Origin of the sequence: Brevundimonas sp. CEF1 (assembly GCF_051353055.1) — a bacterium.
Classification (GTDB): domain Bacteria; phylum Pseudomonadota; class Alphaproteobacteria; order Caulobacterales; family Caulobacteraceae; genus Brevundimonas.
This window is the reverse complement of the sequence record NZ_CP195593.1, coordinates 2,904,683-2,928,725: the sequence shown is the minus strand read 5'-3', so window position 1 is coordinate 2,928,725 and position 24,043 is coordinate 2,904,683. Positions and strand designations below refer to the sequence as shown.

The window sequence follows — 24,043 nt, the reverse complement described above, 5'->3', positions numbered from 1 at the left end:
GGCGCTGACGGTCCTGGCTGATATGCAGACAGCCTAACTTTGGGGGGAATGATGCGCGGCGTCGCTTCTGTGCTGATCGCAGGGGGATTGGGGGGCGCCGTCTGGGCGGGCCTTACCAATCATGTCCCCTTCGCTCAGGCCGAGCCCCCCGCCGTGAAGGCCATTCCCGCCTATGGGCCGGATGTTGTCGAAGTTCCCGCTGAAAGCGACCAGGATCGCCGCGCGCGCCTGAACGCTCGCCTGCAGACCATGATCAAGGACGGCAAGGGCGTACGCCTGACCGACGCCCCGCCGCTCCGTCGCGCCGAAGCTCCCCGCCCGTCCGTAGCTGCCCGTGCCGTGACATCGCCTTTGCGCGCCGAGCCGGCCTCGACCTTTGCTCCGCCCGCCGTCAATCCAGGCGCACCGGTGACCGTGCGCCGCACAGGCTATACGCCGCCCCACTTGGACCTGAAGACCCCGCCGCGCATACCCGACAACGACGTCGAATGCCTGACCCAGGCCATCTATTACGAGGCGCGCAACGAGAGCGAGGCGGGGCAGGCGGCGGTCGCCGAAGTGGTGCTGAACCGGTCGCGCCACCGCGCCTATCCCAAGAGCGTCTGCCAGGTCGTCTATCAGCGCAACAGCCGCACCTGCCAGTTCACCTTCACCTGCGACGGCTCGATCGGTCGGCGCGCGATCAGCCCCGTGGCCTGGGCGCGGGCCGAGCGGATCGCCCGCGAGGTTTATGAAGGCCGGTCGGGCAGTCAGTTGCCCAAGAACTCGGTCAATTATCACGCCACCTATGTGAGACCCTCATGGGGCTCGCGACTGGCGCGGGTACGACAGATCGGGGCGCACATCTTCTATGGTTCGCCGCTGAACGGCGGCGCGACGCCCGGCGCCTACGAGGGCGAATCCGAATCGGTGCGTCCCGGCCTCCTGTTCGTGCGCAATGAGGCGATGGAGCGGACCTACACCGCCGCCGTGTCCTCGGCACCTGTAGCACCGATAGTGGAATAGGCGGCTTTTACCGTCCCGTTGCAAGCCCAACCTCAGCACCGTTGAACGTCACTCGGCCCTCGAACACGCCTTCCATGGAAAGAAGGCGAAGTTCGCACGGCGCGGCTTCGCTCCACTCGTGTGTCAACTCAATCTGATAACGGCCAGGGCGCTCGGGTCTAAACTCAATGGATTGGTATTCCGTCACGCCGCCCCAGTCTGCCCGGTATCGGTGGCGGGTTGAAGGTGCGTCGAAGGTCAACTCGAAACGGGCTGTCCAGATTCCAGGAGCCATTGTGAGGTAGGGTCCGAACACCAAGAACTTGGGGCGGCCGGTCAGATCAAAAGTATGGGGCGGCTCGTTCGCCAGAGGAGGTGTCGGGTACGAGAACAGATCGCGCCGCCATATCGCCGAATGGCGTGCCGGTCCGAAAGACTCAAGGGCGAGAGCCAAGGCCCTTTCATACGGAGTGGCTGCGGGCGTCTTCGGTGCCACGACGGTCAGACCTGAAAATAGTTCGACAGCGCCCGCATGGAAATCTGTTGGGCCAAAGACCCGATCGGGTCGTAGCCGAATCAGATCGCTGGCGAGCCGGGTCCTCTGCGCTACTTCCGCGTGTCGCGTGTCTGGGTCAGCCAGAAACGCCGGATCGCCAGGGGGAACCAAGGAGAGTATGGCGGCGATGCTGTCGTGGTCCGCACCGCTGTCGAGTGCTTCGGCCACATTCTCAGTGAAGCGGTATGCTGACCTATCACTCGACGCGATCTTATCCAGTTCCGCACTAATCTCGTACCGCCAGGCATGCTGGTCTCTTGAGTGGGGTAGAACAATCCAGCGTTCACGTGTTTTCTGGATCACGCAGCTCTCAACCATGTGTAAACTTCGACTGCTTCGTCGATATCATCGAAAATCTTTGTCTTGCCACTTTCGATTACCAGCGCCCGATCGCAATAGTGCGCAATAAGGCTGAGATCATGCGAGGCCATGAGGAACGCTCGGTGAGCACGTTCCTCGAAAAGCGCTTCCTGGCATTTTCTCTGGAAGCGGGCATCCCCAACGGCGACGAGTTCATCGATCAGATAACTGTCAAATTCGATGGCCAGCGATAGACCGAAGGCCAAACGCGCCCGCATACCGGATGAGTAGTGCTTTACGGGGTCCCGGAGCGCCTTTCCAAGCTCGGCGAAATCATCCACGCGTGCCAGCGTCTCCATATAGTCTCGTTCGTACAGACGAGACAGGAAACGTATGTTGTCCAAGCCCGACAGCGACCCTTGGAATCCTCCGCCAAAGCCTATGGGCCATGACGATGTCATGCGCCAATCGATCGCGCCCTCGGTCTGCGGCAAGACGCCGCCGAGCATCTTAATAAGCGTCGACTTTCCCTGTCCGTTTCGCCCCAGCAATGCGAGACGGCTGGAGCGGCTCAGCTCAAACGACAGGCCAGTAAAGAGTGGTTTTGAGGTCCCATGGTAAGTCTTGCTGAGGTTGGTGACGCGAAGCCCCACGTCATCTGCTACGGGGTCCATCAGGCTTGCTTGTGTTCGCGAACGCCAGCCCACAGGAGCCATCCCACGCCATAAGCAAGCATCGTCGAGGCGAAAACGGTGAGGATAGCCATCCATCGTCGAGGCTCGCTCGGTTTGTCGGGGAGGCTCGGCGTGACAATGCGTTCGAGGTAGAGTTTCTGTCGGCGCGCTTCCTGTTCAGCGGAAAGCAAAGCGGCAGTGGCTTGAGCCATCTGTTTGTCGGCGATCTCCTTGCGAAGCATGAGCTCCTCATAAGCTCCGACTTTTGGTGCCAGCGAGGAGGCCTTGCCTGATACCGAAGCACGTGCCTCGGCGACTTGTTGCTCATAAGCACGTATGCGGTTGTCGATGATGGTCAGCTGCGGGCTGGACGGAGCTTCGGCCGAGAGTTGCGCCCGCTCTGCACGCAATTGGGCAAGTGCCACCAGGAGCCCGCTGATCACCTCGGAGCTTTCGGCGGCGGCTGCGCGTGGATCAATGAACTGCGCGCTGTTACGCAGCGAAGTCAGCGCGAGCTGCGACTCAGTCACCTCTTGCTGAGCGCGCGAGAGGCTTTCCTGTGCGTCCTTTACCGCGTTGCTAGCGGCCCGGTCATTTAGGCGGTTGATCAAAGCCTCGGCGCTGTCTAGTAGGGCGCTGTTCAGCGCCTGCGCATCAGCTGGCTTGAAGGCCTGCACGCGAATGGTGCTGATTCCGCTCGCTGAATTGTAGCCGACCGTAAGGTAACGCTGCAACGCCTTGAAGAGGGCTTCGTCACTCCGGGACTGCCATGGGTGCGGATAGCGCGAGAAAATGTCGACGCCTTCGGCCCCCAGGATGCGCTCGATATCGTGGCGCTGCTTAAGGGCATTTAGTCCATCCCGGGACGCCATGTATTCATGAACTGCGTAGGCGTCGTTCATCCCTGTCGAGAACCCGACCCCTTGGAGGGCTGCTCCCAAGGAAGAGGGTTGGGATGTGCTGGGCGAGCGCACGACAAACCGCGCTTCAGATACGTATCGAGGCGAGGCGATCAGCAGGTAATAGATCGCGGCCAATAGGGTCGGCAGCGCTACGATGATCAGGAAACCGAATGGGAGGTTCTTTAAGGAGAACGAGCGCTTTTTGACAACGCGAACGGCCTCGGCAACGGGCCCAAGGTATTTGATGCTCTGATCAGCCATTTGTTTTCTGTGTATGATTGGCCATGTTGTCTTTATTCGCCTGATAGTCGGTCTCTAGCGCCGGAAATCAGTATCAGCCCCAGGCAGTTGAATGCGGCGGCCCAAGCTAATGCATAGCTAAAATTGTAGTGAGTTTCAGTGAATTCGTTGAAGACCCCCGCCCTCACCATTTCGACGCCGTGGACGAAGGGAATGTACAGCATAACTTCACGGTAAGCGGGGGGGAGCCATGCGACCATCACGAATGCACCGGAGAGTGGCACGAGCAAATACGATATCAACCCGATGACCCGTTCGAACGCCTCGTAGCGCATCGCGAGACCTGCCAGCACCAGCGCAAAGCCAACACCAAGGAAAGACAACAACAGCCAGCCGCCGTACAGGATCAGATAATTAGACGGCAAGCCCACCTGCTGAAGGGCCAAAAGAACCAGATAGGCGGTGATGAAAGCCGCCGTGGTGCCGCCGATTTCTAGAATGGCGCGGGCACTGAATATGTGTATCGCTGATATCTGTCGGTGGTACAGTAACCCTTGATTGGCCTGAAGCGCCGCCGACATATAACTCACCAGATGTCGGAGAAGGATGAGTGACATGTAGCCCGTCAAAACGAAGGGCGCGAGTCTTATCCCATGCTCAAATGCCGGTTTGGTGAGGGTCCAGAGAAGAAGCACCCCGAAACAGAAAAGCAGGGGCTCTCCGATGATCCAGGCGAAGCCCAATCCCTCTCGGCCGAAGCGGGTGTTCATCTCGCGCATCGTCAAAGCGCCAACGATGCGGAGATGGCGGGCGGCTGCTGCGAACATTTACGACGAAACCATGCGCCAGCGACGCTGACTGGATGTTGGCCCTTCACAGGCGGAACTTCGACGCGACAATAGCTTACAGGACGGGGATCGCAAGCAAGCGTTCGTGACCGCTCTCTGGGAGGCTGCATCGGTCACAAGTTACAGCCAAGCGCGAACATGGTTGATAACGGCTTTGGCGGCTTCCTCCGGCTGGCAGGTGGATGACAGCAGATGAATATCAGGCGTCTCGGGCGCCTCGTAGGGGCTGTCGATGCCGGTAAAGTTCAGCAGCTCGCCGCGCCGGGCCTTGGCGTAAAGCCCCTTGACGTCGCGGGTTTCCACGACTTCGAGCGGCGCATCGACAAAGACTTCAATGAAGTCGATGTCGCCCATCATTTCGCGCGCCATCGCCCGGTCGGCGCGGAAGGGCGAGATCAGCGACACCAGAACGATCAGACCGGCGTCGGCCATCATCCGGGCGACCTCGGCGGCGCGGCGGATGTTCTCGACGCGGTCGGCTTCGGTGAAGCCCAGGTCGCGGCTGAGGCCGTGGCGAAGGTTGTCGCCGTCAATCAGGTAGGCGTGGCGGCCTTCGGCGCTCAGCCGCTCTTCGACCAGGTTGGCGATGGTCGACTTGCCGGCCCCTGACAGGCCTGTGAACCAGAGAACGGCGGGCTTCTGACCCTTCAGTGCAGCGCGCTGACGACGATCCACCTTGACGGGCTGGCGGTGAATATTGTGTGCGCGGCGCAGGGCGAAACGGATCATGCCCGCGCCGACCGTGGCGCGCGCTAGCCGGTCGATCAGGATGAAGGCGCCCAGCTCGCGGTTCGCCGCATAGGGCTCGAAGGCGACGTCCTGGCCCAGCGACAGGTGGCAGACGCCGATGTCGTTCAGTTCCAGGGTCCGGGCCGACAGCTTTTCCTGGGTGTTGACGTTCACCCGGTGGCGAATGTCGGTGATCTGGGCGGGCACGGTGCGGGTGCCGATCTTCAGGTCATAGACGCGGCCGGGGATCAGTTCGGCCTCGGCCATCCAGACAATGGTGGCCTCGAACTGGTCAGCGGCTTCCAGCGGCGCGTCTGCGGCGGCCAGAACATCGCCGCGTGTGACGTCGATCTCGTCGGTGAAGGTCAGGGTGACGGATTGGCCGGCCTGTGCGCGGTCCAGATCGCCGCCCATGACGACGATCCGTTCAACGTGCGAGCGGATGCCGGACGGAGAGACGGCGACCGCATCGCCCACCGCGACGACGCCGCTCGTGATGCGGCCCGTATAGCCGCGGAAATCGAGGTTGGGACGGCTGACGCCCTGCACCGCCATGCGGAACGGCCGGGCCATTTCCTCGGCTGCGGGCAGGGTCTCCAGCACCTGCAGCAGTGTCGGCCCCGCGTACCATTCGGCCGCTTCGCTATGCTGGACCAGATTGTCGCCGTTCACGCCGGAGACGGGGATGGCGACAGGCGTCGGCAGACCAGCGGCTTCTGCGAAGGCGAGGTAGTCGGCGACAATGGCGTCGAAGGCGTCCTGCGACCAGGCCACCATGTCCATCTTGGTCACGGCCAGGATGATGTGGCGCACGCCCAGCAGGGAGACGATATGGCTGTGCCGCCGGGTCTGGGTCAGCACGCCCTTGCGCGCATCGATCAGGACCACGGCGGCGTCGGCGGTCGAGGCGCCGGTGGCCATGTTGCGCGTGTACTGCTCATGTCCCGGCGTGTCGGCGACGATGAACTGGCGTCGCGGCGTCGAGAAATAGCGATAGGCCACGTCGATGGTGATGCCCTGTTCGCGCTCGGCCAGAAGGCCGTCGACCAGAAGCGAAAAGTCCAGTCGTCCGTCAGCGTCGCGCAGGGCGGCGACCTGATCGTCGGGCACGGCGCCGGCGTCATGCAGCAGGCGCCCGATCAAGGTCGACTTGCCGTCGTCCACCGAACCGCAGGTGATGAAACGCAGGGTGTCGCGTTGAAGCGTCGTGGAGGTCATCAGAAATAGCCCTCCTGCTTCTTCTTCTCCATTGATCCGGCCTGGTCGCGGTCGATCAGACGGCCCTGGCGTTCGGAGCTGCGCGAGGCGCGCATTTCGGCGATGACGGCGTCCAGGGTCGCAGCCGTGCTCTCGACCGCGCCGGACAGGGGGTAGCAGCCCAGGGTGCGGAACCGCACCGACATCATCTCGGGCGTCTCGCCGGGGTGTAGCCGCATCCGCTCGTCATCGACCACGATCAGGGCGCCGTCGCGCCGGACCACGGGGCGCTCGGCGGCGAAATAGAGGTCCACGACGGGAATCTGCTCCAGCGCCACATATTCCCACACATCCATCTCGGTCCAGTTGGACAGGGGGAAGACCCTCATGCTTTCGCCAGACGCGAGGCGGGCGTTGTAGAGGCTCCACAGTTCCGGCCTCTGGCGGCGCGGGTCCCAGCGGTGGCCTGGGCCGCGGAAGGAGAAGATGCGTTCCTTGGCGCGGCTGGCCTCCTCGTCGCGGCGGGCGCCGCCGATGGCGGCGTCGAAGCCGTGCAGATCCAGCGCCTGCTTCAAGCCTTGGGTCTTCCACATGTCGGTGTGGACCGCCGAGCCGTGATCGAAAGGGTTGATGCCCTGGGCCCGGGCCTCGGGGTTGTGGTGTACGATCAGCCGGGCGCCGCTCTCGGCCGCCATCCGGTCGCGCAGGTCGTACATGGCGCGGAACTTCCACGTCGTATCGACGTGCAGCAGGGGGAAGGGCGGCGGCGCCGGATAGAAGGCCTTGCGCGCCAGATGCAGCAAAGCCGCCGAGTCCTTGCCGATCGAATAGAGCAGCACCGGACGCGCGCACTCAGCCGCCACCTCGCGCAGGATGTGGATGCTCTCGGCCTCAAGCCGTTGCAGATGGGTCGGCCGTTCGACCGATGCGGCGGCGATCGTCATGTCAGCCGGCTGAGACTCCGACCTTGCGATAAAGGTCCGTCAAGCGCGCCTGATAGGCCTCGGGCGTGAACTTGCCGGCCTGGACCAGGCCGCGCGCCTGCAGGTCCAGTCGCAGGCCTTCGTCAGCGTCCAGGGCCTGAATGCCGCGCGTGATGGCCTGGACGTCATAGGGATCGACGATGACCGCTGCGTCGCCCGCCACTTCCGGTAGAGAGCCTCCGGTCGAGGTCAACACCGCCGTCGACAAGGCCATGGATTCCAGAACCGGCAGACCGAAGCCTTCATAGAGCGACGGGAACAGCGTGGCCTTGGCGCCCCGGATCAGGCTGATCAGCATGGAGAAGGGCATGTATTCATACTGGCGGATGCGGTCGGCGCTGGGGCCGCCGTCGCGCTTCACCTGGTTGAGCAGGGCGGTTTCGCCCTCGTCCAGCCAGGCGCGGCCGCCGATAATGACCAGGGGCGTCTGGCTGCCCGAGGCCAGATAGGCCTCGACGACGCGTCCCAGGTTCTTCTTGGGTTCGATGGCGCCGAAGTGCAGGAAGTAGTCCTTCCAGCCCAGATTGAAGACGCCTTCCAGTTCCAGCGTGACCTCGGCCTGACTGCGCGAGGTCAGTTTCTCCGGCAGGCTGACGGCCTGATAGGTGTTGGTGACGCGATCCTCGCTGACGCCCAGCAGACGGATGACGTCCTGACGGGTCGTTTCCGACACTACGGCGATATGGTCGGCGCGCCGGGCTATGGCCTCGCACAGGGCGCGATAGGTCGCCTTGTCGTCCAGGGTGGTGTGCGGCAGGCGCAGCGGGATCAGGTCGTGAATAGTGTAGATGTTGGGGACCTTGCGCGCGTGCAGCGGCAAGGTCGCGGTCCAGTGCATGACGTCGGGCGCAGGAGCCGCGGCCGTGGCCTCGAACGCGACGGGCGTCTCCTTGCCATAGGCGGCGAAGCAGCGGTTGGCGTGGGTGAACAGGTCGCGCGCGGCCCAGAAACGATCGGCGGCGGGTCTTCCGCCGGATCGCGCCGGCCAGATGACCTCGCCCGAAGGCAAGATGGCGTGTGCGGTTCGACCGTAGCGCGACATGAAGGTGTCGGCGAAGCGCTCGATCTTTCGTTTGCGGTTCAACTTCTGCGGCGGACGCTCGGCGTCGATCAGAGCGGTTTCGTTCAACAGGTTGTCGTTGCGTCGCCGCGCTGTGGGGCCATAGAGAACCTGGGCGCCGAAACCGGCGGCGCGGGCGCTGTCCAGCAGGTTCCGTCCGTAGGTCGCAATGCCCGTTCCCTTGGCCAAGGCCAGGTTGAAGCCGTCGATGCAGATAGAAGTCATGAATTCCCGAGGACCTAAGGTTTGCGCGGATGTGGACGACAGGCGGCAGCTCAGGTCAAGGTCCTATTCCGAGCGCGGGTATTGGCTTAACGCAGCATTAAACCCTGTAGCCTGAGGGTCACGGTGTGTTGCAACCTTCGGTAAATCGGGCGTTTGCGGCTCGACCACTCACGGCAACGCTGATAGGGAGTGGAGTAGGCGACGTATCCGTCGTCCTCGAACAACTGATCTCGGAGGGCCGCATCCATGCGCGTCAAGAGTTTGATCCTGGCATCTAGCGCGGCGGCGGCTCTGGCCCTGTCGGCTGGCGCCGCTTCGGCTGAGCCGGACGGCTGGTACGGCGCAGTCGACGCCGGCTACCATATCATCGACGACATCAACACCGAGTCGTCGACCAACGGTTCCAACTGGAACTGGGAAGTGAACGACGGCTGGGCCGCGTTCGCCCGCCTCGGCTACCGTTTCAACCCCAACTGGCGCGTTGAACTGGAAGGCGGCTACCGCTCGGGCGACGTCGGCAAGGTGCGCGCCGTCTCGGGTCCGCAGGGCCTGTGCAACATTTCGCCGGCCGCCGGCGCCTGCCATTCGCCGGAAGGCGACATCACCTCGACCACCCTGATGGCCAATGTCATCTATGACTTCGGCTACTCGGCCTGGGGCATCCGTCCCTTCGTCGGTCTCGGTGTCGGTGTGAACCGCGTCAACACCGACGTGGTCGGCCGTCTGCGCCAGGATCCGGCCGTGGCCTTCTCGGCTGACGACAGCTCGACCAAGTTCGCCGCCCAGGCGATCGCTGGTCTGGCCTGGGCCGTTTCGGACCGCGCCAACATCGACCTGACCTACCGTTACCTGACGGGCGACGCCGAGTTCGCGACCCGCTCGAACCCGGCCTCCAACAGCTTCGGCGAAATGGCCGGCGATTACGATCAGAGCCACACTGTGACCCTGGGCCTGCGCTACGCCTTCGGCGCCGAGCCGGCGGCTCCCCCGCCCCCGCCGCCGCCGCCGCCTCCCCCGCCGCCGCCTCCCCCGCCGCCTCCCCCGCCGCCGCCGCCGCCGGCCAAGCCGGCCGCGCGTCAGTTCGTGGTCTACTTCGACTGGGATCGCTCGGACCTGACGGCGGAAGCCCGTTCGGTGGTGACGCAAGCCGCCAACTACGCCAAGTCGGGCGCTCCGACCCGTATCCTGGTCGTCGGCCACGCCGACACCTCGGGTAACGCCGCCTACAACCTCGGCCTGTCGAACCGTCGTTCGCGCACCGTCGCCGACGCCCTGGTCGCCCAAGGCGTCAACGGCGGCGTCATCGCCCTCGACGGCAAGGGTGAAACCGCCCTCGCCAAGCCCACCGCCGACGGCGTGCGCGAGCCGCTCAACCGTCGCGCAACCATCGACATCAACTTCTAAGACACAAAGGGGCCGGTTCGCGCCGGCCCCGATGATCTTGAAGGTCGATAAGATCAGGGGCGGTCGATCCATTCGGGTCGGCCGCCCTTTTTCTTTGTCTCCAGTTCGTTAGGTTGACTGGCGAATGTCATGCTTGGGCGCTATCTCGGCCCTGACTGCACCAAGAGGATGAGCGCATGCGCGTCGCAATGATCGGCACCGGCTACGTCGGGCTTGTTTCCGGGGCCTGTTTCGCCGACTTCGGCCACATTGTGACCTGCGTCGACAAGGACGCGAGCAAGATCGATCAGTTGAACGCCGGCCGGATGCCGATCTATGAGCCGGGGCTTGAAGATCTGGTCGCGGCCAATGTTCGCGACGGGCGCCTGTCCTTCGCACTCGACGGCGGCGAAGCGATTCGTGCGGCTGATGCGGTCTTTATCGCCGTTGGGACGCCTTCGCGGCGCGGCGACGGCCATGCCGACCTGTCGTATGTCTATGCGGCCGCTGAAGAGATCGCCGACCTGATTCAGGGCTTCACGGTGATCGTCACAAAGTCAACGGTTCCCGTCGGCACCGGCGACGAGATCGAACGCATCATCCGCGCCCGCCGCCCAGACGCGGATTTCGCCGTCGTCTCCAATCCTGAATTTCTGCGCGAAGGCGCCGCCATCAGCGACTTCAAGCGCCCCGACCGGGTTGTGGTCGGCCTGGAGGACGAGCGCGCCCGCCCGATCATGGCCGAGCTGTATCGCCCTTTGAACCTCAATGAGACGCCGATCCTGTTCACCGGCCGCCGCACCTCGGAACTGACCAAATACGCCGCCAACGCCTTCCTGGCGCTGAAGATCACCTTCATCAATGAGGTCGCGGACCTATGCGAAAACCTCGGCGCCGACGTGCAGCAGGTGGCGCGCGGCATCGGCCTGGACAACCGCATTGGGTCAAAGTTCCTGCATGCGGGGCCGGGCTACGGCGGCTCCTGTTTCCCGAAGGACACCCTGGCCCTGGTGCGCACGGCCACTGACGCCGGGGCGCCGCTGCGTCTGATCGAGACTACGGTCGAGGTCAATGATGCGCGCAAGAAGGCCATGGCCGATCGCGTTGTCGCCGCCCTGGGCGGCACGGACCTGAAGGGTAAGACCGTCGCTCTGCTGGGTCTCACCTTCAAGCCAAACACGGACGACATGCGCGACGCGCCCTCGCTGGATGTCGCTCCGGCCTTGATCGCCAAGGGGGCGACGGTCCAGGCTTTCGATCCCGAAGGCATGCACGAAGCAGCCAAGCTGCTTGACGGCGTGGTCTTCCGTGACGGGCCCTATGACGCGGTCGAGGGCGCCGACGTCGTGGTCATCCTGACGGAATGGGATCAGTTCCGCGCCCTGGACCTGGACAGGGTCAAGTTGCTGTTGAAGCAGCCGGTCATGGTCGATCTGCGCAACGTCTATCGTCCAGAGGACATGAAAGCGCGCGGCTTCCATTACAGCTCGATCGGGCGGCCCGAAGGCGTTCGCCAGGGCTGAGGCAACAAAAAAGGGCGGCGCGAAAGCGCCGCCCTTTGTCGTTCGGGGGAGAGCCGGATCAGCCCGTGAAGGGACGGATCAGAATCTCGACGCGGCGGTTCTTGGCCTTGCCGTCGACCGTGGTGTTGTCGGCGATCGGATTGCGCGCGCTGTTACCGGCGACATAGAGGCGCTCGCGGATCACGCCGCGGTCGATCAGGTAGGAGGCGACCGACGAGGCGCGACGTTCTGACAGGGGCTGGTTGATCGCATCGCCGCCCGAGGAGTCCGTGTGACCGATGACGTCGACCATCGAGCGATCATATTCCTGAAGCACGCGCGCCACGTCGTCGAGGACGGGCAGGAAGCGGCTGTCGAGGCTGGACTGATTGGTGGCGAAGGTCACGTCCGACGGCATGCGCAGCACCAGGGTGTCGCCCTGACGGGCGACGCCGACGCCGGTGCCGGAAAGCTCGGCTTCGAGGGCGCGTTGCTGGCGGTCCATGTACTGGCCCACGCCCGCCCCGGCCAGCGCGCCGATGCCGGCGCCGATCAGGGCGTTCTTGCGGCCCTGTTCGCCATTCGAAGTGTTGGTCAGATAGCCCAGCAGGGCACCGCCCAGGGCGCCGGCGATGGCGCCCGTGCCGGTGTTGTTGCGGTTCGGCGTCGAGCTGTAGGGATCGGTCGTGGTGCAGGCCGCAGCGCCGAGCATGGCGGCGATGCTGACGCTGGCGACGATAAGCTTGGCGCGCATGGGGTGTCCTTTCGAAATAGCGGTCAGGCCGCAAAACGTGGCCCTACAGTGAAGGTTCCAACCTGTATGTCACGTGAACGGCGGCGAGGCCTAGCCACACGGTTGACCGCGCCGCCGCCCATAACCATTTGTTGCAAACGGTCGCGCGCCCTTGCCGCTCTCTGGGAGGATGCGGACGACCGGGTCGCTTGTTTGCGAGGACCGATGACGACACGCACCATCCTGTTCGACAGTCCCTTCCTGCTGGGCTTCGATCATACCCGCGCCCTGATCGACCGTGCGGCCAAGGCGGCGGCCGAGAGCTACCCGCCCTATAACGTCGAGCAGCGCGGCGAGGCGGCGGTGCGTATCAGTCTGGCCGTGGCCGGGTTTGCGCCCGAGGAATTGGCGATCACCCTGGAAGGCCGTCAACTGACCATCGCCGGCAAGCGCGACGATGCGGGCAAGGGAGAGCAGGCCTTCCTGCATCGCGGCATAGCGGCGCGCGGCTTCGTCCGCAGCTTCGTCCTGGCGGACGGGCTGGAGGTGGCCGAGGCCAGGCTGGAGCACGGCCTGCTGCACGTCGATCTGATCCGGCCCGAGCAGGAGCGCCAGATTCGGCGCATTCCCATCACGACGGGCTGAAATCAGCCGTCGAACCGCCCGGCTGGCCGGGCGTTCAGTCAAGCGTAAGGAGGCGGTCTTATGACGCCGATGATGAACAAGACAGAATTCGCGGGCCTGGGCGCGCCTGACCTGGTTTACGTGCGCGCCATTCGGGCTTCGGACCTGATGGAAGACGCCCATGTCGAGGTAGGCCCCGGCGTCGATCTTGATCCCGATCAGGTTCTTTACGCCGTCCACGGCGCTGACGGCGAGCGCCTGGCGGTCATGCTGGACCGCGAGACAGCCTTCGCCGCCGCGGCCGCACACGAGCTGGAGCCTGTCTCAGTTCACTAATTTGGGCGCTGCCGGCTTTGGCCGCTGCCGGCTCGCCGTCAGGCGCGAGCCGTGAGGCTCAGGCGGCGGCGACCGGCGCGTCCTTGACGAACAGGGCGCGCACGGCGTCGATGGTGCGGGCCTGACGCAAGTGCTCGCGCAACTCCGGCGAACGCATGGCGCGCGAAACCGCCGCCAGGGCCCGCAGGTGCTCGGCGCCGGCGTTCAGCGGCGCGAACAGGGCGAACAGCAGGTCCACGGGCCGGTCGTCTAGCGACTCATAGGCCACCGGCGTCTCCAGCCGCACGAAGACGGCGCAGACGCGATCCAGATCCTTGATGCGCGCGTGGGGCACGGCGACGCCGGAGCCGAGGCCCGTCGAGCCGAGCGCTTCACGCTCCAGCAGGGCTTCCAGCGCCCGATCTTCATCTATGCCCAGGGCCACGGACGCGGCCTCGGCCACGGTGTGCAGCGCCTGACGCTTGGATGACACGCCGCCCCGCAGGACGATCCCGCCCGACGACAGCAAATCAGCGATGTCCATAATGACCCCGAAAACTCGAACCCGACATTGCGGAAGGGCGAGGCGTCTTTAGCGCCTTCACCCTCCGCGTGGAAGCCTTACGACCCCGCGCCGTTCTTCGCCTTGAGCGTCCGCTCAGGATCGATCCAGCCGACATTGCCGTCCGGCCGCCGATAAACGACCGACAGGCCGCCGTGCGCCGCGTTGCGGAACATGACGAGCGGATAGCCCGTCATGTCCAGTTCGAGCACGGCGCGGCCGACGGTGATGGTGCGGATTTCCGATTCGGTCTCGGCGATGACCATGCCGACGGGCGGGGGCTCATCGGGGGCTCCGGCGTCGCCGAAGGCCTCGTCCTCGACCGTGTCGGGATTGCGGAAGACGGTCAGGGCTGCGACCTCGCGGGCCGCGTTCTCGGTCTTCTCGGGTGACAGGCCCTTGGGACCGATGTGGTGATCCTTCAGGCGACGCTTGTAGCGGCGCACACGCTTCTCGAGCTTGTCCAGGCTGTCCGAGAAACCGGCATGGGCGTCGCCGCCGAAACCCGTGGTCACCAGGCTCTGGCCCGAGGCCAGGCGAACCCAGCAATCGACGCGGAAGCCGTGGCGGTCCTTGGACACCACGACCTCGGCGTTTTCGCCGCCACGGGCGAAATACTTGCCGACTCCCTCTTCGAGTTCCTGGGAGATGCGCGAGCTTAGCGCTTCGCCGACATCCACTTGCTTGCCGCTGACTTGGATCTGCATGCACATAGAACGCGACGGGTCGCGTTTGGTGTCAACGCCGATCACCGATTTGTGGTGACGCTTCGCCGCAGCGTGATCAGCCGGCCTTCATTAACCGGCGGCGCTGGACAGAGGACGGAATTCTAAGAGCTTCTCGGTATTTCGCCACGGTGCGCCGGGCGATGTCGATGCCGGTTTCATTGAGGATTTCGACGATCCGGTCATCGCTCAGGACGTCGCCGTCGGCGGCTTCCCCGTCGATCATGGTCTTGATCTTGTGACGGACGGCTTCGGCCGAGTGAAGCGCCCCGCCGTCCGACGACTGAATGGCGGCGGTGAAGAAGAATTTCAGTTCGAAAACCCCGCGCGGCGTGGCGACATACTTGTTCGAGGTGACGCGACTGACCGTCGATTCGTGCATCTCGATGGCGTCGGCCACGGTCTTCAGCGTCAGGGGGCGCAGGAACTCGACCCCGAAGGCGAGGAAGGCGTCCTGCTGACGCACGATTTCCGAGGCGACCTTGAGAATGGTCCTGGCGCGCTGATCCAGCGACTTGACCAGCCAGCTGGCCTGGGCGGCGCATTCCGCCACGAAGGCCTTTTCGGTCTCGGAGCGGGCCCCGGCGGCCACGACGCCGTGGTAGCGCTTGTCCATCAGCAAACGGGGCAGGGTGTCGCTGTTCAGCTCGACGCGCCAGCCGCCGGCCGGATCGGGACGGACATGGACGTCGGGCACGACCGTCTGGGCGGGCTCGCCGCCGAAGCCGGCGCCGGGGCGCGGCGTCAGGCCCTTCAGCTCGGCGATCATCTCGGCCAGGTCCTCGGCGTCGACGCCGCAGACCTTGCGTAGGGCGGCCAGGTCGCGTCGCGCCAGCAGCTCCAGATTGTCCAGCAGGGCCGCCATGGCCGGGTCGAAACGATTGCGCTCGATCAGTTGCAGTTTCAGGCACTCGGGCGCCGAGCGGGCCATGACGCCGGTCGGCTCGAACCCGTGGCAGACGGTCAGCACCGCCTCGATCCGTTCCAGATCCACGCCCAGGCGATCAGCGATCTCTTGCAATTCGCCGCGCAGATAACCGCCTTCGTCGGTGGCGTCGATCAGGGTCAGGGCGATGGCGTGGTCGGCGGGGCTGAACCCGGCGGAGGAGGCCTGGGCCTGAAGATGCTCCCACAGGGTCAGGTCGCGCGTGTCGGGCCGCTCCAGGCTCTCGCCGTCCAGACCGCCGCCTCCGCCCGTGCGGGACCAGTCGGACAGGCCGGGCTGTTCGCCGACCTCGCCCGCATCGCGCTTGCGGTCGACGTCGCGTTCGCCGGGGGCGTCGTCGTAGAGGTCGTCGGTGCGGGCGTCCAGGGCGCTTTCGGCCTCGCCCGAGGGTTCGGTGAACTGCAGTTCAGCGCTGTCGCCGGAGGCCGTCGTCTCGATGGGAGCGGCCTCGATCTCGGCGCCGGCCTCGCCCTCGTCGCGTTGCAGCAGGGGATTCCGTTCCAGTTCGCCCTCGATGAAGGCTTCCAGCTCGAGATTCGACAGCTGCAGCAGCTTGATCGCCTGCTGCAGCTGGGGCGTGATGACCAGCCCCTGACCCTGTCTGACCTCCAGCCTCTGACCGATCACGGCGTCTTCAATCCCTCCGGCGGGCGAATGTGGCCCGGTTCTTGCTGGGATCGTGCGGCAGAGACCTTAACGTCTGGCGAACGGCTCGTTCGGCAAGCGTCGGTTCGCGCCTCAGGCGTACATTTCGCCGAGATAGACGCGGCGCACCTCGGCGTCGTGAACCGCCTCGTCGGCGGTGCCTTCGAACAGGACCGAACCGGCCGAGATGATCGAGACGCGGTCGATGATGTCCAGGGTCTCGCGCACGTTGTGGTCGGTGATCAGCACGCCGATGCCCTGACTGGACAGGTAGCGGATCACGTGACGGATGTCGGCGATGGCCAGGGGATCGATGCCGGCGAAGGGTTCGTCCAGCAGCATGAAGCTGGGGCGAGCGGCCAGGGCGCGGGCGATCTCGACGCGGCGACGCTCGCCGCCCGACAGGCCGGTGGCCGGGGCGTGACGCAGATGGTCGATGCGCAGCTCTTCCAGCAGGCGGCTGGTTTCCTCGCGTATGCCGGCGGCGGTCTTCTCGCGCAGTTCCACCACGGCCTTGATGTTCTGCTCGACCGTCATGCCGCGGAAGATGGAGGCTTCCTGCGCCAGATAGCCGAGGCCCATGCGGGCGCGCTGATACATGGGCTGCTGGGTGATCTCTTCGCCGTCCAGCCAGATGGCGCCGCTGTCGGCCGGGATAAGGCCGGTGATCATGTAGAAGCAGGTGGTCTTGCCCGCCCCGTTGGGGCCCAGAAGACCGCAGACCTCGCCACGCTGCACGGTCAGGGAAACGTCCCTGACCACCTGACGCTGTCCGAAGCTACGGGCGATGTGCTCGACGCGCAGGCCGGTCTGGCGCGCTTCCTCGATCGCGGGCGTGTCGTCCGCGGCCGCCTGGTCGAGGTTGAGGGCTGAGAGTTCCTTGCGCGCCAAGCGGGGTCAGTTCCCTTGCGGATAGAAGACGCCCTGGACGCGGCCATTGCCGCCTTCCATGCGGGCGCTCTCGGTGCGGACGTTATAGACGAGGCGATTGCCGGTCAGGACGTTCTTGCCCTGGGTCAGGATGACGTCGCCGGTCACCACCACCTCGGCGTTGTTCAGGGTGTAGACGGCGCGGTCGCCGCGCATGCTCTGGTCCGGGGTGACGAAATAGACATTGCCCGTCGCCTCGACCCGGCTCAGGTCGCCATTGTCCGTGACCCCGGTGATGGCGTCGGCGCGCAGGCGGTTGCCGCCCTGGGTCAGCTCGGCCCGGCCGCGCAGGGCAAAGCCGTTGGGCGTGTACTCGCCGCCGTCGGCCCCATACTGGACCGGCTGCTTGGAGGCGTCGGCGCGCGCGCTCTGGGCGCCGGAGGTCGCGGGGACCGTCAGGGCCAGCAGCAGGGCGGCGCCTGCGATCATGGTGTTCGACTTGGACATGGTCACCTGCCGGATCCCGCGGGGTTTATGGTCCCGCTTATCTTGTTTTCGCCCTGGCCGCTGAAGACGACCCGTTGGCCCTGATCATAGATGGCATAGGACGAAGCGTTTATGGTTCCAAGAGGCCCTTGCCCCTGGACGCCCTTGTCGCCCGTCACCACGCCCGTATTGGTGTCGACCACGGCTTCCGGCGTGGTCAGGACGAAGCCGGAGCCGCCGTCCGAAATCTTCACATTGGGACCGATCACCACCTTGCGGCTGGTCTCGATATAGGTGCCGCCGTCGGCGGTCAGTTCCGTGACCTTGCGACCGCCGAGGTTCAGCTTCAGCAGGGGGCCGACCAGGCGGAAATAGCCGGTGGCCGGATCGCGGATCGCGCCCTTGGCCCCGACGACGAAGGAGCGGCCCTGCGCGTCCTGGCCGTGGAACATGGGGTTGTCGAGGCGGATTTCCCGACTTTCGCTGGCCTTGCGCTCGACGCCCGACATGACGGTGCGGAAGACGGTCCAGGTCAGGGCGCCCCCCGCCAGCATCAGGATGACGATGGGCAGGACGCGGCGGTACAGCCTGACCCGACGCGAGCGCGCGCGCCAGCGCTCGCCCGCCTGGGCGACCCGGGCCTCGTCGGCCCGCTTGCGCGCTTCCTGGGCGTCGCGGTCGCTCATTCGATCCTCAGGCGTGGGCGAAGATGTCGATCTCGTCCCAACCGGCCAGGTCGAGACGTGAACGGGTGGGCAGGAAGTCGAAGCAGGCGCGGGCCAGCTCGGCGCGGCCTTCGCGCTCCAGCATGACGTCCAGCTTCGCCTTGATGGCGTGCAGGTAGAGGACGTCCGAGGCGGCGTAATCCAGCTGGGCCTGCGACAGGACAGGCGAGCCCCAGTCCGAGCTTTGCTGGGCCTTGGACATGTCCACGCCGGCCAGTTCGCGCGCCACGTCCTTCAGGCCGTGACGGTCGGTATAGGTGCGGGCCAGCTTGGAGGCGATCTTGGTGCAATAGACCGGGCGGGTCTCGACGCCGAGGTGCAGATCGAACATGCCGATGTCGAAGCGACCGAAGTGGAAGATCTTCAGCACCTTGGGATCGGCCAGGAGGGCCTTCAGGTTGGGGCAGTCGTAGCCGGGGCGGTTCAGCCGCACGACGTGGGCGTCGCCGTTCCCCGACGACAGCTGCACCACGCACAGGGGATCGCGACGGAAGCGCAGGCCCATGGTCTCGGAATCGATCGCGACCTCGGGACCGAGGTCGAGGCCGTCGGGCAGGTCGCCTTCGTGCAGGTAAACGGTCATGGGCAAAACTCGGGAAGTCGTTCAGGGCGACAACATAGACGAACCGCGCGCTATCGCTAGGACGCAGGGCCAACCTTTGCTTTCGCCGAGAGATAAAGAGGAGGGCTGAAATGACAAACGGCGCCGTATCCGATCGGATACGACGCCGTTTGAGAATGTGGTGCCCAGAAGAGGACTCGAACCTCCACGGCCGTTAAGCCACTGGCACCTGAAGCCAGCGCGTCTACCAATTCCGCCATCTGGGCCCGGTGGGTCGCCCCGCCGAGGCCCGGACTAATAGGGGGGAGCTTTCGGCCGGTCAACAGGCTTTTTTCTGATCTCTGAAAAAACTGCACTGTTGGTCGAAATTCCCGCGAAATCAGCGTTCTATCAGGCCAGCCAGACCATCATCCGGGTGTCGGCGACGGCGCCGCGCGCCTGGCTGAAGGCGGGGCGGGTCTCGCCCGTATAGAGGAAGCCGGCCTTCTCCAGCACGCGGCCCGAGGCGGGGTTGTCGGCGAAGTGGCCGGCGACCAGGGCGCGACGCTTCCACCGCTTCGAGGCCCAGACCAGGGCGCCTTCCAGGGCTTCGGTGGCGAAGCCCCGGCCCCAGAAGTCACGACCGATCCAGTAGCCGGCCTCGGGCACGGCGTCCTCGCCCTCGAACAGGCCGATGACGCCGACCGGCCCCAGGTCTTCGTGCTCGATGACGAAGGTGTTGGCGCGCTTCGGGTCCTGGGCGGCGACGTGCAGGACGAAGTCCTCGGCGTCGGCCACCTGGAAGGGGTGGGGCATGCGCTTGGTCATGCGCGCGATGTCGCGGTCGTTGGCCAGGGCGGCGATGCGGGTCACGTCCTGGGCGCCGGGCGCACGCAGGATGAGGCGCCGGGTTTCGACGACGGGAGAGGTTTCAATCACGCACATGGGTCACGCCCCTTTGGTGCGACCGCCGTCCTTGTTCATCAGGGCTCGGGCGGTCAGCGAGGCGGGGAAACGCAAACGGGGAGCCTGGTGATCCAGACTCCCCGCGGAAAATTTCCCTGGTCCGGATCGCGGCTTCTTGAGCAACGCGATCCCGGATTTTGTCCAGTTCGCGTTACTCGGCGGCCATGGCCTGAGCGTCGTCGTTGGCCGCGAGAATCGACACGTAACAACGGCCGCCACGTTTGGTGGTGAATTTCACAGCGCCGTTCGCGGTGGCGAACAGGGTGTGGTCGCGGCCAAGGCCGACGTTCTCACCGGGGTGGAAGGTGGTGCCGCGCTGACGCACGAGGATGTTGCCGGCCAGAACCATCTCGCCGCCGTACTTCTTCACGCCAAGGCGCTTGGAATGGGAGTCGCGACCGTTACGCGACGAACCGCCGGATTTCTTGTGAGCCATCTTGCTGCTCCTCTTCCTTAGGTGCGCTGCTGGAGCGCGACCTTAACGTCTTGGCAGGCGCCGAACGAGGCGCCGATGAATGTCTTAGGCTTCGGCGCCTTCAGCCTTGGCGGCTTTCTTGGCGGGAGCCTTCTTGGCCTTGGGGGCCTCGGCTTCAACAGCTTCAACGCGCGGGGCGAGGCCACGGGCGCGAGCGTTGATTTCAGCCTTGGTCATCAGATCGACCTTGCCGTCCCACTTGGCCTTCTCGCCGGCGCCTTCGATGCCGGTGATGCGCAGGACCGATTCCATCTGGCGGTGGCCGTTCGTGCGGCGGTAGCCCTGGCGACGGATCTTCTTGAAGATCTTGATCTTCTCGCCCTTGCGGGTCTCGATCAGCGTGGCTGCGACAGCGGCGCCGTCGATCAGCGGAGCGCCGACCGTAACACCCTTGTCGCCGCCCAGCATGAGGACTTCACCGAAATTGACGGCAGCGCCAGCGTCGCCGTCGATCTTCTCGACAACAATCACATCGCCCGGTTGAACCCGGTACTGCTTTCCGCCGGTCTTGATCACCGCGTACATTTGGAAGCCTCAGCGTGAACGCAAAAAAGAATGCGCCCGTCAGGAAACCCTGCGGGCGAAGAGCGGCGACATATACGGAAGGGGGAGGCAGAGTCAACGTGCACGGCGCGAAAAGCCCGCGCGGCGGCTGAAGGGTTCGGACGGGCTGGCCCCGCGCCGTCGCCTGTGTAATTGGCGAACCCTGTTCGGAGGGGCTTGATATGAACCAGACCACAGATCGGCGCGTCGTCGCCGCACGCCGTATTGTCAGCCATATTGCTGAGCACCTCAAGGCCGACCTCTCTCTGCGTCTATGGACCGGAGAGGTCCTGCCGCTGGGGCCGGGGGCTCGGGACGACATCCAGATCGTGGTGGCGCGACCGGGGGCTGTGCGGCGGCTGATTCTCAAGCCCGGCCTGATGACCCTGTTCGAGCTTTTCGCCTCGGGGGACCTGAAGGTCGAGGGCGGCAGCCCGCTGGAGGCGGCCGATCGCTGGGACCACGGACGCGCGGTGCATCTGAAGCGGTCGCTGGACCGCTGGCTGATCGCGCGCGAAGCCATGCCCTTCCTGCTGGGGGGAGGCGAGGGCCAGGGCGACGCCTTGCCGGCCTGGGACGCCACGGGCGACGACGGCGTGGGGCGCGATCGCAGCGGGCGGCGCGACCAGGACTTCATCCAGTTCCACTATGATGTCGGCAATGACTTCTACGGCCTCTTCCTCGACCCGGAGATGGTCTATTCCAGCGCCTACTTCACCGCTCACGACGCGACGCTGGAGGCGGCCCAGCAGGAGAAGCTGGATCGCATCTGCCGCAAGCTGCGGCTGAAGCCGGGTCAGCGGATGCTCGACGTCGGCTGCGGCTGGGGCGGTCTGGCCTGCTGGGCCGCCGGAAACTACGGCGTCCATGTTCATGGCGTCACCCTCAGCCAGGCGCAGCTCGATTTCGCCCGCGCCAAGGTCGAGCGGCTGGGCCTGTCGGACAGGGTGACCCTGGAGTTGAAGGACTATCGCGAGGTGACGGGCGACGCCGCCTATGACGCCATCGCCCAGGTCGAAATGTTCGAACACGCCGGTTTCGCCAACCATGAACGGCACTTCGAACAGATGCGGCGCCTGCTGAAGCCCGGCGGCCTCTATTTCCATCAGGCCTCGGTGCGGCGCGGCGGGAAGGGCGAACTGCGCCCCACGCCTACGACCAAGGTCATCACCCGCTTCATCTTCCCTGGCGGCGAGCTGGACACCATCGGCATGACCGTCACCAACCTGGGGCGGCTGGGCTTCGAGACCCTGGACGTGGAGGATATGCGCGAGCACTTCGAGCTGACGCTGCGCGAATGGACGCGGCGTCTGTATGAGCGCCGCGATGAGGCCTATCGTTTGGCGGGCGAGGCGCGCACACGGCTGTGGCTCATCTATTTCGCCCTGTTCGCCAAGGGATTCGAGCGGGGCGCCGTGCAGGTCTATCAGACCGTGGCCCAGAAACGTCGGGCAGGGCCTTCGGGCCTGCCGCTGGATCGCGCCAGTCTCTATCGTTAGCGAAAAGGGTATCGACCGTTACAAAGTAACAGGATATAGCGGCCGGGATGTCGCCGCCCGATCTGCAGCAGCCCGTTCTGATTTCGCTTCTGGGCGGGGGATTCGTCGCGGCCTTCCTGCATGCGGCCCTGCCGACCCATTGGCTGCCCTTTGTCCTGGTCGGGCGAGCGCAGCGGTGGAGTCTGATGCGGGTTATGACGGTGGCGGTGACGGCCGGCCTGGCCCACATCGCCTCGACGGCCCTGGTCGGGTCGTTGATCGTGGCGGCTGGTCTGGCGCTGAACGCCTGGATCGGCGGCCTGCTGCCGCATCTTTCGGCGGCCCTGCTCTTTATATTCGGCGCCTTCTATCTGGCGCGGGCCTCTCTGCAGAAGCCGATCACGGCGACGGGGCCGGAGGCCGAGACGCCCGAGCCTGCCGTGTCGGACCGAGCCGCCTTCTGGGGTCTGGTGTTGATGATGGCGGTGACGCCGGGCGAGGTCCTGCTGCCCATCTATCTGTCGTCGGCGACAGAGGGCGTCATGGCCTTGGCCTTGCTGACCCTGGCCTTTGCGGCGGGGACGGTGCTGGGCATGACCCTGCTGGCGGCGCTCGCCAGCGCCGGATACTCCATCCTGCGACTGGAGCGCTGGGCGCGCTATGAAGGGGCGATTCTGGGCGTCGCCCTGATCCTGATCGGCTTCCTGGTGATGACCCATCAGCATTGATGTGCTGATAGGTTATATATTTACATTCAATGACTTATGTTCGCTGTCGTTGACGCGGCATGGCGGGCAGGCCTAGAGGGGACGGCATGGCGCACGATCACGCACACGACCATGACGACCATTCGCATGCGGGGCATGATCATTCGCACGGCCACAGCCACGGGCACGGGCATGACCACGGCCATTCGCACGGCATCGGCGGACACCATCATGGACCTGTGGACACCGGCGACTGGCGCTACGCCGTCGGCCTGATCGTCAACCTGGCCTTTGTGGCCTGCGAGTTCGGGGCCGGGATCTGGGCCGATTCCACCGCCCTGATGGCCGATGCGGGCCACAACCTGTCCGATGTTCTGGGTCTGGCCATGGCCGGCGGCGCCGCCTGGCTGGCGCGCCGCGCGGCGGGCACCAGGCGCACCTACGGCTACGGCAAGGCCACGGTGCTGGCGGCTCTGGGCAATGCGCTTCTGCTGATCTTCGCCTGCGGGGCCATCGCCTTCGAGGCCATTCGGCGTCTGGCCGAGCCGGCGCCGGTGGCGTCCGGCGTCATCATGGCGGTGGCGGGCATCGGCTTCGTCATCAACCTGGGCACGGCCCTGCTGTTCATGAAGGATCAGCATAAGGACCTGAACGTGCGCGGGGCCTATTTGCATATGATGGCCGACGCCGCCGTGTCGCTGGGCGTTGTGGTCGCGGGCGCCGTCATCCTGCTGACCGGCTGGGCCGTGATCGACGCCCTGGTCAGTCTGGGCATCGTGGCCGTCATCATGATCGGCACCTGGGGCCTGCTGAAGGACTCGGTCAATCTGGCGCTCGACGCCGCCCCGAACGGGGTCGAGGTGGATCAGGTCCGCGACGCCTTCCTGGCCCTGCCGGGCGTCAGCGCCGTCCACGACCTGCACGTCTGGGGCCTGTCGACCACGGACACGGCCCTGACGGCGCACCTGGTCCACGACCGACCCGACGCCGACGCCCTGCTGGTCGAGGCGCAGGCCGTGGCCCGCGGCCGTTTTGGCGTCAGTCACACCACCTTCCAGCTGGAAAGCGGCGCCCTGCCGGATTGCCCGAGCTGCTGAGCGGGGCCTTCCATTTTCGGCC

At 65.3% G+C, this 24,043-nt stretch carries 26 protein-coding genes and 1 tRNA gene; 8 read left to right on the top strand and 19 right to left on the bottom strand.

The features are described from left to right. Positions 1 to 51 precede the first annotated feature (51 nt). A complete protein-coding gene (locus tag ACR9FL_RS14825) occupies positions 52 to 1,005 on the top strand; it encodes a cell wall hydrolase (protein ID WP_436356139.1) in 954 nt (317 codons plus the stop codon). 7 nt (positions 1,006 to 1,012) lie between these two features. Here ACR9FL_RS14825 and ACR9FL_RS14820 read toward each other — a convergent pair whose 3' ends face one another. From ACR9FL_RS14820 to ACR9FL_RS14790, 7 genes are all read right to left on the bottom strand, one after another. Next, on the bottom strand, positions 1,013 to 1,843 hold the full coding sequence (locus tag ACR9FL_RS14820; protein ID WP_436356138.1) for a hypothetical protein: 831 nt from the start codon (positions 1,841 to 1,843) through the stop codon (positions 1,013 to 1,015). Beyond that, positions 1,840 to 2,514 carry an ABC transporter ATP-binding protein gene (locus ACR9FL_RS14815; protein WP_436356137.1) on the bottom strand — a complete coding sequence of 225 codons (675 nt, stop codon included), beginning with the start codon at positions 2,512 to 2,514 and terminating at the stop codon, positions 1,840 to 1,842. Before ACR9FL_RS14815 ends, ACR9FL_RS14820 begins: the two co-directional genes overlap by 4 nt. After that, positions 2,514 to 3,677 (bottom strand): chain-length determining protein, encoded by a 1,164-nt coding sequence (locus ACR9FL_RS14810; RefSeq protein ID WP_436356136.1) that lies wholly within the window; start codon positions 3,675 to 3,677, stop codon positions 2,514 to 2,516. Before ACR9FL_RS14810 ends, ACR9FL_RS14815 begins: the two co-directional genes overlap by 1 nt. A gap of 32 nt (positions 3,678 to 3,709) precedes the next feature. Further along, a complete protein-coding gene (locus ACR9FL_RS14805; RefSeq protein WP_436356135.1) occupies positions 3,710 to 4,483 on the bottom strand; it encodes an ABC transporter permease in 774 nt (257 codons plus the stop codon). Positions 4,484 to 4,624: 141 nt separating this feature from the next. Beyond that, entirely contained in the window at positions 4,625 to 6,451 is a 1,827-nt protein-coding gene (cysC, locus tag ACR9FL_RS14800; protein WP_436356134.1) for an adenylyl-sulfate kinase, read from the bottom strand. Continuing rightward, a complete protein-coding gene (cysD, locus tag ACR9FL_RS14795; protein WP_436356133.1) occupies positions 6,451 to 7,374 on the bottom strand; it encodes a sulfate adenylyltransferase subunit CysD in 924 nt (307 codons plus the stop codon). Before cysD ends, cysC begins: the two co-directional genes overlap by 1 nt. A gap of 1 nt (position 7,375) precedes the next feature. After that, a complete protein-coding gene (locus ACR9FL_RS14790; RefSeq protein WP_436356132.1) occupies positions 7,376 to 8,698 on the bottom strand; it encodes a glycosyltransferase family 4 protein in 1,323 nt (440 codons plus the stop codon). Positions 8,699 to 8,944: 246 nt separating this feature from the next. Between ACR9FL_RS14790 and ACR9FL_RS14785 the strand changes: the two genes are divergently transcribed. Continuing rightward, positions 8,945 to 10,102 (top strand): outer membrane beta-barrel protein, encoded by a 1,158-nt coding sequence (locus ACR9FL_RS14785; RefSeq protein WP_436356131.1) that lies wholly within the window; start codon positions 8,945 to 8,947, stop codon positions 10,100 to 10,102. A gap of 176 nt (positions 10,103 to 10,278) precedes the next feature. After that, positions 10,279 to 11,604, top strand: coding sequence for a UDP-glucose dehydrogenase family protein (locus ACR9FL_RS14780; RefSeq protein WP_436356130.1), 1,326 nt, complete (start codon positions 10,279 to 10,281; stop codon positions 11,602 to 11,604). A gap of 58 nt (positions 11,605 to 11,662) precedes the next feature. Here ACR9FL_RS14780 and ACR9FL_RS14775 read toward each other — a convergent pair whose 3' ends face one another. Continuing rightward, positions 11,663 to 12,337, bottom strand: a complete 675-nt coding sequence (locus ACR9FL_RS14775; protein WP_436356129.1) for an OmpA family protein — start codon at positions 12,335 to 12,337, stop codon at positions 11,663 to 11,665. A 204-nt stretch (positions 12,338 to 12,541) separates the two neighbouring features. Here ACR9FL_RS14775 and ACR9FL_RS14770 point away from each other — a divergent pair, with 204 nt between their 5' ends. Both ACR9FL_RS14770 and ACR9FL_RS14765 read left to right on the top strand, forming a co-directional pair. After that, the gene (locus tag ACR9FL_RS14770) at positions 12,542 to 12,961 is read left to right on the top strand and encodes an Hsp20 family protein (RefSeq protein WP_436356128.1); all 420 of its coding nucleotides are present in this window, start codon (positions 12,542 to 12,544) and stop codon (positions 12,959 to 12,961) included. 60 nt (positions 12,962 to 13,021) lie between these two features. Then, complete coding sequence (locus ACR9FL_RS14765; RefSeq protein WP_105562569.1) at positions 13,022 to 13,276, top strand: DUF1150 family protein; 255 nt, start codon at positions 13,022 to 13,024, stop codon at positions 13,274 to 13,276. Positions 13,277 to 13,334: 58 nt separating this feature from the next. Here ACR9FL_RS14765 and ACR9FL_RS14760 read toward each other — a convergent pair whose 3' ends face one another. From ACR9FL_RS14760 to rplU, 11 genes are all read right to left on the bottom strand, one after another. Then, positions 13,335 to 13,799 carry a PTS sugar transporter subunit IIA gene (locus ACR9FL_RS14760; protein WP_436356127.1) on the bottom strand — a complete coding sequence of 155 codons (465 nt, stop codon included), beginning with the start codon at positions 13,797 to 13,799 and terminating at the stop codon, positions 13,335 to 13,337. A gap of 77 nt (positions 13,800 to 13,876) precedes the next feature. Then, positions 13,877 to 14,524, bottom strand: a complete 648-nt coding sequence (gene hpf, locus ACR9FL_RS14755; RefSeq protein WP_436356126.1) for a ribosome hibernation-promoting factor, HPF/YfiA family — start codon at positions 14,522 to 14,524, stop codon at positions 13,877 to 13,879. A gap of 76 nt (positions 14,525 to 14,600) precedes the next feature. Then, positions 14,601 to 16,115, bottom strand: a complete 1,515-nt coding sequence (gene rpoN / locus ACR9FL_RS14750; protein ID WP_436356125.1) for an RNA polymerase factor sigma-54 — start codon at positions 16,113 to 16,115, stop codon at positions 14,601 to 14,603. 111 nt (positions 16,116 to 16,226) lie between these two features. Then, positions 16,227 to 17,024: an LPS export ABC transporter ATP-binding protein gene (lptB, locus tag ACR9FL_RS14745; RefSeq protein ID WP_436356124.1), complete on the bottom strand. Its 798-nt coding sequence runs from the start codon at positions 17,022 to 17,024 to the stop codon at positions 16,227 to 16,229. A gap of 6 nt (positions 17,025 to 17,030) precedes the next feature. Then, complete coding sequence (locus ACR9FL_RS14740; RefSeq protein WP_436358168.1) at positions 17,031 to 17,510, bottom strand: LptA/OstA family protein; 480 nt, start codon at positions 17,508 to 17,510, stop codon at positions 17,031 to 17,033. A gap of 2 nt (positions 17,511 to 17,512) precedes the next feature. Then, a complete protein-coding gene (gene lptC / locus ACR9FL_RS14735) occupies positions 17,513 to 18,175 on the bottom strand; it encodes an LPS export ABC transporter periplasmic protein LptC (RefSeq protein WP_436356123.1) in 663 nt (220 codons plus the stop codon). 7 nt (positions 18,176 to 18,182) lie between these two features. Continuing rightward, a complete protein-coding gene (locus tag ACR9FL_RS14730) occupies positions 18,183 to 18,797 on the bottom strand; it encodes a ribonuclease D (RefSeq protein WP_436356122.1) in 615 nt (204 codons plus the stop codon). 158 nt (positions 18,798 to 18,955) lie between these two features. Next, positions 18,956 to 19,042, bottom strand: a tRNA-Leu gene (locus ACR9FL_RS14725). A gap of 124 nt (positions 19,043 to 19,166) precedes the next feature. Beyond that, the gene (locus ACR9FL_RS14720; protein WP_436356121.1) at positions 19,167 to 19,700 is read right to left on the bottom strand and encodes a GNAT family N-acetyltransferase; all 534 of its coding nucleotides are present in this window, start codon (positions 19,698 to 19,700) and stop codon (positions 19,167 to 19,169) included. A gap of 172 nt (positions 19,701 to 19,872) precedes the next feature. Next, positions 19,873 to 20,157, bottom strand: a complete 285-nt coding sequence (gene rpmA, locus ACR9FL_RS14715; protein ID WP_436356120.1) for a 50S ribosomal protein L27 — start codon at positions 20,155 to 20,157, stop codon at positions 19,873 to 19,875. Between the two features lie 84 nt (positions 20,158 to 20,241). After that, positions 20,242 to 20,721, bottom strand: coding sequence for a 50S ribosomal protein L21 (rplU, locus tag ACR9FL_RS14710; RefSeq protein WP_436356119.1), 480 nt, complete (start codon positions 20,719 to 20,721; stop codon positions 20,242 to 20,244). A 200-nt stretch (positions 20,722 to 20,921) separates the two neighbouring features. Between rplU and ACR9FL_RS14705 the strand changes: the two genes are divergently transcribed. From ACR9FL_RS14705 to ACR9FL_RS14695, 3 genes are all read left to right on the top strand, one after another. After that, positions 20,922 to 22,238, top strand: a complete 1,317-nt coding sequence (locus ACR9FL_RS14705) for a class I SAM-dependent methyltransferase (RefSeq protein ID WP_436356118.1) — start codon at positions 20,922 to 20,924, stop codon at positions 22,236 to 22,238. Between the two features lie 47 nt (positions 22,239 to 22,285). Then, the gene (locus ACR9FL_RS14700) at positions 22,286 to 22,945 is read left to right on the top strand and encodes a hypothetical protein (RefSeq protein ID WP_436356117.1); all 660 of its coding nucleotides are present in this window, start codon (positions 22,286 to 22,288) and stop codon (positions 22,943 to 22,945) included. Positions 22,946 to 23,031: 86 nt separating this feature from the next. After that, a complete protein-coding gene (locus ACR9FL_RS14695; protein ID WP_436356116.1) occupies positions 23,032 to 24,021 on the top strand; it encodes a cation diffusion facilitator family transporter in 990 nt (329 codons plus the stop codon). Positions 24,022 to 24,043 lie beyond the last annotated feature (22 nt).